Origin of the sequence: Nonomuraea sp. MG754425 (assembly GCF_021699195.1) — a bacterium.
Taxonomy (GTDB): domain Bacteria; phylum Actinomycetota; class Actinomycetes; order Streptosporangiales; family Streptosporangiaceae; genus Nonomuraea.
Genome location: NZ_SSXE01000029.1, coordinates 51,162 through 61,986, shown reverse-complemented (window position 1 = coordinate 61,986; position 10,825 = coordinate 51,162). Strand labels below are relative to the sequence as shown.

The window sequence follows — 10,825 nt, the reverse complement described above, 5'->3', positions numbered from 1 at the left end:
GTTGTCGGGGTGGTGGGGGTCGCGCGGTGGGGTCGTATGCCGCTTCTATGACGACAGTGTCCGAAGTCTGATACTCGCGGGTCTTTGTCCGGCTCAAGCGGTAAGTTCATGAGCCATGCCTGCAAACGCTACTGACAGTCGCCGTGCGCTGATGGTCTGGGGCGCGCTGGCGATCGTCTACGTGGTGTGGGGCTCGACCTACCTCGGCATCATGATCGCCATCGAGACCATGCCGCCGATGCTCCACGGCGCGATGCGCTTCGTGACATCCGCCCTGCTGCTCGTCGGCTTCCTGCTGGCCACCAAGAGGCTGGCGCCGTTCAGGATGTCGCTGCGGCAGTTCGGCGGCGCGGCACTGGTCGGGCTGCTGCTGCTCACCGGCGGGAACGGCATGGTCGCCGTGGCCGAGCAGCACATCTCCAGCGGCCTGGCCGCGCTGCTCGTGGCCGCGGTGCCCCTCTGGCTGGTGCTGCTCAGGGTCGTGGCCAGGGACCGGCCCGCGGTGCTGACCCTGGCCGGCGTGCTGGTCGGGTTCGTGGGCGTGGCGGCCCTGTCGCTGAACGGCGGCGGCGAACAGGCGGGCACGACCGGCATCGTGGTGATCCTGCTGGGCTCGCTGTCCTGGTCGATCGGCTCGTTCCTGTCGGCGCGCGTCCCGATGCCGGCCAACGTGTGGACGGCCAGCGCCGTCGAGATGCTCGCCGGCGGTCTCGGGCTGGCGGTGGCCGGGCTGGTGACCGGGGAACGGCTCGACGTCGCGGCCGTGTCGGGACGGTCGTGGGCGGCGCTGGCCTACCTGGTGCTGGTGGGCTCGCTGGTCGGGTTCACCGCCTACACGTGGCTGCTCGGCAACGCGCCCATCTCGCTCGTCTCGACGTACGCGTACGTCAACCCGGTGGTCGCCGTCCTGCTGGGCGTGCTGGTGCTGGACGAGCACGTGACCACGCAGATCGTGCTCGGCGGCGTGGTGATCCTCATCGGCGTGGCCCTGGTGGTCTCCATCGAACGGCGGTCGAAGTCGATGTCACCCGTCGTGGAAGAGACCGGCGTCGCACACTGATCCGGCCCGGTCGGGGTGAGCGGAGCCGTCGTGTTCGTCAGCGGCCGGTGAGGGTCGCGGTCGCGGCCATCAGGTCGTCGAGTTCCTGGCGCGCGACGTCGGCGAAGTGCCGGTCGTTGGCCGGGTCGGCCCAGCGCGTGTAGGCGTTGCGGAAGGCGAGGCAGCCGAGTTCGGCGGCGAGGCTCGCGGCCGGGTCGGGCACGCCGCGCCGCCGCAGCGCGTCGGCCATGGCCTCGGTGAGCGCGGCCAGCTTGAGCAACTCGCGTTCGCGCAGGTCGCTGTTGCCCATGACGACGGCCTGACGCCGATGGGCCCAGGCGTGCCGTTCGGCGACGAAGATCTCCGCCATGGCCGCCAGCGCGGCGCCGAGCGCCTCGACCGGCGTCGCCCCGGCGGGGGCGCCCGCGATGGCGTCGGCGAACAGGCCGTTGAGCGCGTCCTGGCCGCCGAACAGCACCTCACGCTTGTCGGTGAAGTGCCGGAAGAACGTGCTCTTCGCCAGCCCGGCCCGCTCGGCGATCTCCGCCGCCGTGGTGCTCTCGTAGCCGCGCTCCACGAACAGCTCCAGCGCCGCGTGTTCCAGGCGCTCGCGCGCGTTCGGCTGCCATCGACCCATGCACGGAATTCTACGTGATGAGACTTGGTCCCATCGCGTGCTACCTTGATGAGACCAAGTCCTATCACTGTGAGCCAGGAGGGCTCTGCCATGCGTGTTCTCGTCACAGGAGCGAGCGGCCACCTCGGCTCGGCCGTCGTCCCCGAGCTTCTCTCCGCCGGCCACGAGGTCGTCGGCCTGGCACGTTCCGAAGCGTCGGCCACCGTGCTGAAAGCGCTCGGCGCGCAGGTCAGGCTGGGCGATCTCGACGATCTCGACGGCCTGCGCGAAGCCGCCTCCGCCGCCGACGGGGTCATCCACCTCGCGTTCAAGCACGACGCCATGTACGCCGGCGACTACGCCGCCGCCATCGCGGCCGACCTGGCGGCGCTGCGCACGTTCGCCGAGGCGCTGGCCGGCACCGGCAAGCCCTTCGTCGGCACCTCGGGCACGGGCACGTCCGCGCTCGTACCGGGACGCGTGGGCACCGAGGACGACGTCATTCCGCCCGGCCCCGGGTTGCAGGCGAGGGTCGAGGCCGAGAACCTGGCCGCCGGCCTCGCCGGGCGCGGCGTCAGGTCCTCGGTCGTCCGGCTCCCCCCGACGGTGCACAGCGAGCTGGACCGACACGGCTTCGTCCCGGCGCTCGTCGCCACGGCGCGGGCCGCGGGCGTGTCCGGCCGTCTCGGCGACGGCGCCAACCGCTGGCCCGCCGTGCACACCCTGGACGCCGCCCGCCTCTACCGCCTCGCCCTGGAGCAGGCCCCCGCCGGGTCGCGGCTGCACGCCGTGGCCGACGAAGGGGTGCCGTTCCGGCTGATCGCCGAGGCCATCGGCCGGCGGCTGGGCGTCCCCGCCGCCGAGATCCCGGCCGACCGGGCGCAGGCCCACTTCGGTTTCCTGGCGGGCGTGGTCACGCTCGACAACCCGGCCTCCAGCACGCGCACCCGGGAACTCCTGGGCTGGCGGCCGGAGCACCCCGGCCTGCTCGCCGACCTCGACCTGGGCCACTACTTCACCGCCGGCGCGTAGCCACTCCCAGCACGCCGGACGAGGCCGCCGCTAGTCGCGGAACGCCTGCGCCGCGGCCAGGAAGGCGTCGTTGTCCTCGGGTGAGCCGATCGTCACGCGCACGCCCTCGACGCCGAACGGCCGCACCGCCACACCCTCCACCGCGCAGGCGGCGGCGAAGGCGGGGGTGCGCTCGCCGAGGCGGAGCCAGACGAAGTTCGCCTCGGTGGGCGGCACCGTCCAGCCCTGGGAGATGAGCGCCTCGCGGACGCGCGTGCGCTCCTTGACCACGTGCTCGACCCGCTCCAGCAGTTCGTCCTGGGCCTCCAGCGAGGCGATGGCGGCGACCTGGGCGAGGTGGTTGACGGCGAACGGGACGGTCGTCTTGCGCACGGCCGTGGCCACCGGCTCGGCCGCGATCACGTAGCCGACGCGCAGGCCCGCCAGCCCGTACGCCTTGGAGAACGTGCGCAGGACGGCGACGTTCGGCCGGTCGCGGTAGAGGGTGAGGCCGTCGGGGACGTCCTCGTCGCGCACGTACTCGCGGTATGCCTCGTCGAGCACCACCAGCACGTCGTCGGGCACCCGGTCGAGGAACGTCTCCAGCTCGGCGCGGCGGATGGCGGTGCCGGTGGGGTTGTTCGGGTTGCACACGAACACCATGCGGGTCCGGTCGTTGATCGCCTCGGCCATGGCGTCCAGGTCGTGGTCCTCGCCCGCCAGCGGCACCTGGACGGACGTCACCCCGGCCAGGTCGGCGAGCAGCGGGTACGCCTCGAACGACCGCCACGCGTACACCACTTCGGCCCCGGGGTCGCCGATCGTCTCGAAGAGCTGCTGCGCGACGGTCACCGACCCGGCGCCGAGCGCGATGTGCCCGGCGGGCACGCCGAAGCGCTCCGCGATGGCCTCGGTGAGCTTGACCGAGCCGGCGTCGGGGTAGCGGTGGATCTGCCGTGCCCCTTCGGCGATGGCCTCGACCACGGAGGGCAGCGGGTCGTAGGGGGATTCGTTGGACGACAGCTTGTACGAACGCCCGTCGGGGGCGACGACCGCCTTGCCCGGCTTGTAGGCGGCCATGGTGTCCAGGATCTGGCGGAAACGAGGCATGTCATCACCTTAAGAGTCCGGGCGTGGTGGAAGCAGCACCCCCCTCCGGGCGTGGGCCGTCCGACGGGCGCCGAATAGCCGGAGCGGAAGACCGGCCATTCGGAAGGAGCACGTTTCTTTCCGGTTACCGAATGGGATCTCGCACGTGAAAGGTGGCGATAAGCCCGCCAGGTCGTCGCCAATATGACCCAAGTCACACTCCATGAGGACTTGCAGCCACCCATTTCCTCCGCAAACATCTTATGTGTGAGCATATTAGGTACATGCATATAATTAAGGAGGAAAATGGTAAGGGTCCCCACCTTCGACCGCGAAGTGGTCGCGGACGGCCTCACCGACGGCTACTGGATCCAGGCCGTCGATCTCGACGGCTCCGGGCGTCCGGGACTCCTGACCTCAGGACTGGCCGAGGGGGTCGTGCGCTGGTACGCCAACCCCGGCTGGCAGGAGCACGTCATCACCCGGCTGCGCCAGCCCGTCGCGTTCGACGCCGCCGATCTCACCGGTGACGGGCGGCTCGACCTGGTCGTGTGCCACGACTACGGCGAGAGCATGTACGCCCACAAACCCGACGACGGCACGATCTCCTGGCTGCGCAACCCCGGCGGCCGGCTCGACCGGCCCTGGGAGAGCCGCCGGATCGGCACCCTGGTCTCCGCCCACCGGCTGCGGGTGGGACGCTTCACCGCTGACCGGCCACAACTGCTCGCGCTGCCCGTCGTCGGGGACGCCGGCGGTCGCGAAGGGCTGGACCAGCCGGCCCGAGTGACGGTCTTCGACGTCCCGGACGACGTGCTCGCCGCCGGCGGGTGGGACGTCGCGGCCGTCGACGCCGGCTCCTTCACGGTCCTGCACGACTACACCCCGCTCGGAGCCGATCCGACGGGCACGGAACGCCTGGTCGTGGCCAGCCGCGAAGGGCTCTCGGAGTACGGCTGGGACGCCGGCCGGCACGAGTGGCGCACCCGCCGCATCGGGGCGGGCGAGCACGCCCAGCGTCCGGCGACCGGCTTCGCGGGCAGCAGCAGCGTCGCCCTCGGCACGTTGAACGACGGCACCCGCTACGCGGCGACCCTGGAGCCCTTCCACGGCAACACCGTGAGCGTGTACACCGACCACGGCGGCGCGGGCCTGTGGCGCCGTGCCGTCCTCGACGTGTTCGGCGATCCGAACGAGGCCGGCGAGGGCCCCGGGCACCACGTGGTCGCCGCGGACTTCGACGGCGACGGCGAGGACGAATTCCTCGTCGCCCTGCGCGGCCCGATGCCGTGGCAGGGCGTCTTCTATTACAAAGCGGTCGACGCGGCCGAGGGCCTGTGGACACGCGAACGGGTGTCGGAGGACTCCGCGGCCCGCATCGCCGTCGCCGACTTCGGCGGCGACGGGCGGCTCGGCTTCGCCACCATCGGCTACTACACCCCCGGCTACTTCCTCGCCGACGATCCCGTCGTCGTGGTCCACCGGAACCGGGGCTGATCGGAGGAGGCACGGTGCCGCGCGTTCTGTTCCTGTACGGAGGCTGGCCGGGACACCGCCCCTACGAGGTCGCCGACTGGGCGACCCACCACATGGACGACCTGGGGATGAAGGTCGACGCCGTCAACGACCCGTACCGGCTGGAGGCGGACCTCACGGCGTACGACCTGATCGTGATCGGCTGGACCCAGGCGCACACCACCGAGAACCTGACCACCCGCCAGGAGGACAGCCTGCTGGAGGCCGTACGGCAGGGCACCGGCGTGGCCGGGTGGCACGGCATGGCCGCCTCGTTCCGCGCCAGCCTGCGCTACAACCACCTGGTGGGCGGATCGTGCGTGTCCCACCCGGGCGGCGAGGGCGTCGAGGTGCCCTACGAGGTGACGATCACCGACACCGCCCACCCGGTCACCGCCGGCGTCGGGTCCTTCCACGTCGCCTCCGAGCAGTACTACATGCACCTCGACCCGGCCAACCACGTGCTGGCCGAGACGGTTTTCAGCGGCGAGCACCTGCCGTGGATCGAGGGTCAGCGGATGCCCGTCGCCTACGTGCGCACCTGGGGCGCGGGCCGGGTGTTCTACTGCTCGGTCGGCCATTATCCGAAAGACCTGCAGTCACCGCAGGCCACCCGGCTGCTGCGCCAGGGCCTGAGCTGGGCCTGCCGCGAGAGCTGAGTTCTCCGGCTCTCTCTTCCCGCGAATACCGCAAGACCTTCCCGGCACAAATGACCGGGAAGCGTTACGTGCTGCACTCACGAAGGACAGCCTCATGCGAAATTCGAGAAAGGTCGGCAGTATCCGCGTCCCCTCCCGGCTGGGGGTGGGGCCGATGTCCAGGAACGCGGTGGACGCGGCGATCGAGGTCGCCTACCGCCACCGGCAGCCGATCATGCTCATCCCGAGCCGCCGCCAGGTGGAGGCCCAGACCCAGGGCGGCGGGTACGTCGAGGGCTGGAACACCGAGACCTTCGCCGCCTACGTCCGCAGCCGGGACCCGGAACGGCTCCTGCTGCTCTGCCGCGACCACGGGGGCCCGTACCAGCATCCCCGGGAGCGGCAGCAGCGCTTCAGCCTCAGCGACGCGATGCGCTCGGCCGCGCAGTCCTACGCCGAGGACATCCGGCAGGGCTTCGACCTGCTGCACATCGACACCTCGGCCGACCTCGAAGGCCCGGCCCCGATGGACGCGGCCATCGACCGCGCGGTCGAGCTGTACGCGCAGGCGGTCGAGGTGGCCCGGTCGCTGGGCGCGGACGTGGCGTTCGAGATCGGCTTCGAGGACCAGGGGCGCGACACCAACGACCCCGCCGAGTACGACAAGCAGGTGGGCACCGCGCTCGAACGGCTCCGGATCGTGGGGCTGCCCGAGCCGACCTTCATCGTGGCGCAGACCGCGACGAAGGTGCTGGAGACGGTCAACGTCGGGGCGCTGACCCTCGCGCCGTTCGCCGTCTCGTCGGCGGTGCGGGAGCTGGCGTCGATCACGCACGAGCACGGCATCGCGCTCAAGGCACACAACTGCGACTACCTGTCGCGGACCGAACTCGCCCACCTGACGCGCGCCGGCGTGGACGCGCTCAACGTGGCGCCCGAGTTCGGCGTCGCCGAGAGCCGCGCGTTCGCCGCGCTCCTGCGCGAGTTGTCGCTGAACGTCCAGCTCGAACGTTTCCTCGCCCTCGCGTACGAGAGCCGGTCCTGGGAGAAGTGGATGCGTCCGGGCACCGACGCCGGCGACGCCGACCGGGCACTCATCGCCGGGCACTACGTCTTCGCCACCGACACCTTCCGCGACCTCAAGGAGGCCGCCCGGGACCGGGCGAGCAGGCTCGGCATCGACCTCGACGGCCGCCTGCGCGAAGCGGTGGCGGCGGCGATCGAGCACTACGTCGTGGCGATGCCCGACCTGCGCCCCGGCCAGACCATCGGCCTGGCCACCCCGGCCTGACGCCGGCCCGCACACCCCGTCGAAAGGATTTCCGCAGGTGAGCACCCAGCAAGAAATTCCTCCACTTCCGATCGGCTATGACGGTGTAGGCGAGGTGGAGGACCGGATCCTCGCCGACCTGACCGCCCGCCTGGACGGCTCGCTCGTCGAGGAGCTGACCGAAGGCGGCTCCCCGGCCCGGCTGCAGCGCGTCGAGCTGCCCGGCGGCGCCCACGTCATCAAGCTCCTGGTGGACCACCCCGGAGCCGTGGACGGCCACGACCTCGGCTCCTTCCATGTCAAGATCCGCCAGATCGAGAAGGTGCGCAGGGAGCGGGCCGTCCTGGGCGACGTCTACACCGAGTTGTCCCACGAGTTCTACGGCGACAACTGGGCGGCCTACACCATGCCGTTCTATCCCAACCACGACATCGCCCAGCCGCTGCGCGAGGACGAGGACCCGCGGCACAGGTACGTCCCGCAGGTGCGGACCATCCTGCTCGACCTCGTCGGGCGCGGCTACCTGAGCGAGCGCGTGCCCGCGCCGCCGGGCAACATCGCCGAGGTGCACGCCGACCGGCTGATCCGCCGGTTCCGGCTGCTGCGCGAGTACCTGCCGGCGGAGCTGACGGACGCCGAGCGGATCGTCGTCAACGGCGTGCCCTGCCGCAACCCGCTGCGCCTGGCCGAGACCATCGTGGCCGACCCCTCCCTGACGGCCGGCATCGACCCCGTGCACCTGCACTATCCCGTCCACGGGGACCTCAACACCCGCAACATCCTCGTGACGGACGAAGCCCGTCTGGCCGGCGGCGACGGCGGTTACCGCATCATCGACCCGCGGGGGACGCTGGACCCCTGGGACACCGCGTACGACCTGTCGAAGATCCTTTTCAGCTTCTCGGTCTGGGACGCGGGCCTGCGCAAGGGGTTCGCGCTCGGCTCCGTCCCCGGCGGCGAGTGGACGGTCGGGATCCGCGGCGGGAACTATCCGAACTACGTCACCGCCGCCCACGGCCTGTTGCCCCTGCTGCGCAGCCTGCCCGGCTTCGACGAGCTGACCGGGCAGGACCCGGGCTGGGAGAGCCGCTACCTGCTCGGCCATGCCTTCCACCTGCTGGCGGAGGCGGCGTGCCGGCTCTCCGACATCAAGAAACGCACCAACGAGAACGACAGTTTCCAGCTCAGCCCGATCGAGCTGGCCACCGGCCACTACCTGTACGGCGTGCTGTTCCTGGAGGACGCGGTGGCCCGGCTCCAGCGTGACGGGCGCGTCGACCATGACGCCGCCCTGGCCCACCTGACGTGACGCCGGTGGGCCGTGGCAGCGCGGCCACGGCCCACCCCCCAGACCGAAACGACGAAGGGAGCCGACATGAGTGAGGACCGTCTGGCCGACGCGGTGACAGGCGCGCGGGCGGTGCTGTTCGACCTCGATGGTGTCCTCGTGGACTCCTCGGCCGTCATCGACCGGGTGTGGCGGGCCTGGGCCGCGCGCCACGGCCTGGCCTGGGAGACGGTCGAGCCGCTGCTGCCCGGCCGCCGGGCGAGCGAGACCGTACGGCTGCTCGCCCCGTGGCTGGACGCGGCGGCCGAGGGAGCCGAGCTGGAGCGGATCCAGGCCGCCGACGAGGACGGCATCCGAGCCTGCCCCGGCGCGGTGCAGCTCACCGAGCAGCTCGGGCTGCCGTGGGCGATCGTCACCTCCGGCAGCCGCGCGACCGCGACGGCGCGGTTGCGCGTGACGGGGCTGCGCATCCCGGCGGTGCTGGTGACTGCCGACGACGTCCGGCACGGCAAGCCGGACCCGGAGGGTTATCGCCAGGCCGCGCTCAGGCTCGGCGTCGAACCGCGGCACTGCCTGGTGGTGGAGGACGCCGAGGTCGGCGTACGGGCGGCGCTGGCGGCCGGCGCGCCCGTGGCGGGCGTGGCCGGTAGCGGGCTGGGCTCGGCCGCCGGGCTGGTGGACCTGCTGATCGCCGGCCCGGCCGACCTCATCGGCCTGGTGGGCTCGGCTGCTCCTGGACCGCTTGTCGAAGAGAGCGCGTGACCGGCGGCACGTCGTCGCGCACCGCCTCTTCGAGGATCTCTCTGAGCACCTGCACGTAGGTGGCCCGCGCGGTCTCGACCGCCTCCCGGCCGGCGTCGGTGATCTGCGTGTAGACGCCGCGCCGGTCGTTGGGGCACACGTAGCGCTCCGTCAGCCCCAGTTTCTCCAGCCGGAGCACCAGGCGGCTGACGGAGCTCTGGTTGAGCGGGATCGCGTCGGCCAGGAACTGCTGGCGCAGGTGGCCTCCGTCGTCGGAGTAGGCCAGCGCCGCCAGCGCGTTGTACTCCGACAGCGACAGGCCGTGCTTGGCCTGCAGGGCGCGGCCGACGGCGTCGTCGGCGCGGGCCTGGAGGATGCGCTGCGCCTGCCAGTGCTGCTCCAGGGGCGTCGGGAGCTCGATATGCGGACTCGGCGCGGTGATCAGTGGCACGGCCGTCTCCTTGTTTCCGCACCGTTACAGCTAGGCGGCCACTTTATCATGCGTATACATTCCTTGCAGTTGCAAAACATGCATGGCGTTCTTATGCTTATACATAGATTCGAGTTTCCAGCCCATCACGCTTCGTGATCCGACCGCTGAGGCCCGCCATGGACACCCCCGCACCCGGCCCCACCGCGCTGCGCCGCATCGCCGCCGGCCCCGGAGAGCTCACCCTCGGGGTCGAGCTCCCCCTGGACAACGACTGGTCATCCGGCGGGCGGCGGGCCGCCGCCGTCGCCGGCCGGGCTCCCGGCGTACCGGACCTCACCCGGCACCACCAGCTCGCCCAGCTCGCCGACGGGCTCGGCTTCGCCGCGCTGTGGCTGCGCGACGTGCCCCTGTGGGACCCGTCCTTCGGCGACGCCGGGCAGGTCTTCGACCCCTTCCCGTACCTCGGGTACCTGGCGGCGGTCACCCGGCGCATCCAGCTCGGGACCGCGGCCGTCGCTCTGCCGCTGCGCCACCCCCTGCACGTGGCGAAGATGGCCGCCACCATCGACCGGCTCAGCCAGGGCCGGCTGATCCTCGGCATCGCCTCCGGCGACCGGCCGATCGAGTACCCCGTCTTCGGCGTGGACCACGAGCGCCGCGCGCAGGCCGTCCGCGACGGCGTCCAGATCATGCGCCGGGCCTGGGCCGAGGCCGGGACCGGCGGCGCCGACATCCAGGTGCTGCCCGCGCCCGCGAACGGCACGATCCCGCTGGTCATGGCAGGCAAGGGGCAGCAGACGCTCGACTGGCTGGCGGCCTGCCTCGACGGCCACTTCACCTACCACCGCCCCGGTCACGCCATGCGCCCGGTGGCCGAGCAGTGGCTGCGAGCCTGCGGCGGGGCGTACCGGCCGCTGCTGACCACCATGCTGGTCGACCTCCTCGACGACCCCGACGCCCCCGCCGAACCGATGCGGTTCGGCGCGCGGCTCGGCAGGCAGGCGTTGATCGACTACCTGGAGGAGCTGCGCGCCGCCCACGTGGCGCACGTCGCGCTCAACTTCCGCCCCAGCTCCCGGCCCGTCCAGGACGTGCTCCTCGAGATCGCCGGCCACGTGCTGCCGCGCTTCCCCTCACCGAGCCCGGTGGCGGCCGTCTGAGCCCGTCGTGCTCTCCGGCGGCCTC

General features: G+C 71.7%; 11 protein-coding genes. 8 read left to right on the top strand and 3 right to left on the bottom strand.

Annotated elements, in window-relative coordinates:
* The first annotated feature begins 115 nt into the window (after positions 1-115).
* Positions 116-1,060, top strand: a complete 945-nt coding sequence (locus tag FAF44_RS13210) for an EamA family transporter (RefSeq protein ID WP_237103403.1) — start codon at positions 116-118, stop codon at positions 1,058-1,060.
* 37 nt (positions 1,061-1,097) lie between these two features.
* Here the strand turns inward: FAF44_RS13210 and FAF44_RS13205 are convergent, their stop codons facing one another.
* The gene (locus FAF44_RS13205; protein WP_237103402.1) at positions 1,098-1,676 is read right to left on the bottom strand and encodes a TetR/AcrR family transcriptional regulator; all 579 of its coding nucleotides are present in this window, start codon (positions 1,674-1,676) and stop codon (positions 1,098-1,100) included.
* A gap of 90 nt (positions 1,677-1,766) precedes the next feature.
* On the opposite strand from FAF44_RS13205, the gene FAF44_RS13200 reads away from it, so the two are divergent.
* Positions 1,767-2,687 carry an SDR family oxidoreductase gene (locus FAF44_RS13200; RefSeq protein WP_237103401.1) on the top strand — a complete coding sequence of 307 codons (921 nt, stop codon included), beginning with the start codon at positions 1,767-1,769 and terminating at the stop codon, positions 2,685-2,687.
* A 30-nt stretch (positions 2,688-2,717) separates the two neighbouring features.
* Here the strand turns inward: FAF44_RS13200 and hisC are convergent, their stop codons facing one another.
* Complete coding sequence (gene hisC, locus FAF44_RS13195) at positions 2,718-3,776, bottom strand: histidinol-phosphate transaminase (RefSeq protein ID WP_237103400.1); 1,059 nt, start codon at positions 3,774-3,776, stop codon at positions 2,718-2,720.
* A gap of 285 nt (positions 3,777-4,061) precedes the next feature.
* Here hisC and FAF44_RS13190 point away from each other — a divergent pair, with 285 nt between their 5' ends.
* From FAF44_RS13190 to FAF44_RS13170, 5 genes are all read left to right on the top strand, one after another.
* Positions 4,062-5,252 carry a VCBS repeat-containing protein gene (locus FAF44_RS13190; protein WP_237103399.1) on the top strand — a complete coding sequence of 397 codons (1,191 nt, stop codon included), beginning with the start codon at positions 4,062-4,064 and terminating at the stop codon, positions 5,250-5,252.
* Between the two features lie 14 nt (positions 5,253-5,266).
* A complete protein-coding gene (locus tag FAF44_RS13185) occupies positions 5,267-5,929 on the top strand; it encodes a ThuA domain-containing protein (protein ID WP_237103398.1) in 663 nt (220 codons plus the stop codon).
* Positions 5,930-6,023: 94 nt separating this feature from the next.
* Positions 6,024-7,199, top strand: coding sequence for a class II D-tagatose-bisphosphate aldolase, non-catalytic subunit (locus FAF44_RS13180; protein ID WP_237103397.1), 1,176 nt, complete (start codon positions 6,024-6,026; stop codon positions 7,197-7,199).
* 37 nt (positions 7,200-7,236) lie between these two features.
* Positions 7,237-8,487: a hypothetical protein gene (locus FAF44_RS13175; protein ID WP_237103396.1), complete on the top strand. Its 1,251-nt coding sequence runs from the start codon at positions 7,237-7,239 to the stop codon at positions 8,485-8,487.
* Positions 8,488-8,553: 66 nt separating this feature from the next.
* Positions 8,554-9,228, top strand: a complete 675-nt coding sequence (locus FAF44_RS13170) for an HAD-IA family hydrolase (protein WP_237103395.1) — start codon at positions 8,554-8,556, stop codon at positions 9,226-9,228.
* Here the strand turns inward: FAF44_RS13170 and FAF44_RS13165 are convergent.
* Positions 9,173-9,658, bottom strand: a complete 486-nt coding sequence (locus FAF44_RS13165; protein ID WP_237103394.1) for a MarR family winged helix-turn-helix transcriptional regulator — start codon at positions 9,656-9,658, stop codon at positions 9,173-9,175. The genes FAF44_RS13170 and FAF44_RS13165 overlap by 56 nt on opposite strands.
* Before the next feature lie 134 nt (positions 9,659-9,792).
* Here FAF44_RS13165 and FAF44_RS13160 point away from each other — a divergent pair, with 134 nt between their 5' ends.
* Positions 9,793-10,800 carry an LLM class oxidoreductase gene (locus FAF44_RS13160; RefSeq protein ID WP_237103393.1) on the top strand — a complete coding sequence of 336 codons (1,008 nt, stop codon included), beginning with the start codon at positions 9,793-9,795 and terminating at the stop codon, positions 10,798-10,800.
* Positions 10,801-10,825 lie beyond the last annotated feature (25 nt).

Bases quoted from the DNA above. Each gene is read 5' to 3' on its own strand.
- FAF44_RS13200 (WP_237103401.1), top strand. From the start codon at position 1,767: ATGCGTGTTCTCGTCACAGGAGCGAGCGGCCACCTCGGCTCGGCCGTC.
- FAF44_RS13190 (WP_237103399.1), top strand. From the start codon at position 4,062: ATGGTAAGGGTCCCCACCTTCGACCGCGAAGTGGTCGCGGACGGCCTC.
- FAF44_RS13205 (WP_237103402.1), bottom strand. From the start codon at position 1,676: ATGGGTCGATGGCAGCCGAACGCGCGCGAGCGCCTGGAACACGCGGCG.
- FAF44_RS13170 (WP_237103395.1), top strand. From the start codon at position 8,554: ATGAGTGAGGACCGTCTGGCCGACGCGGTGACAGGCGCGCGGGCGGTG.
- FAF44_RS13180 (WP_237103397.1), top strand. From the start codon at position 6,024: ATGCGAAATTCGAGAAAGGTCGGCAGTATCCGCGTCCCCTCCCGGCTG.
- FAF44_RS13210 (WP_237103403.1), top strand. From the start codon at position 116: ATGCCTGCAAACGCTACTGACAGTCGCCGTGCGCTGATGGTCTGGGGC.
- hisC (WP_237103400.1), bottom strand. From the start codon at position 3,776: ATGCCTCGTTTCCGCCAGATCCTGGACACCATGGCCGCCTACAAGCCG.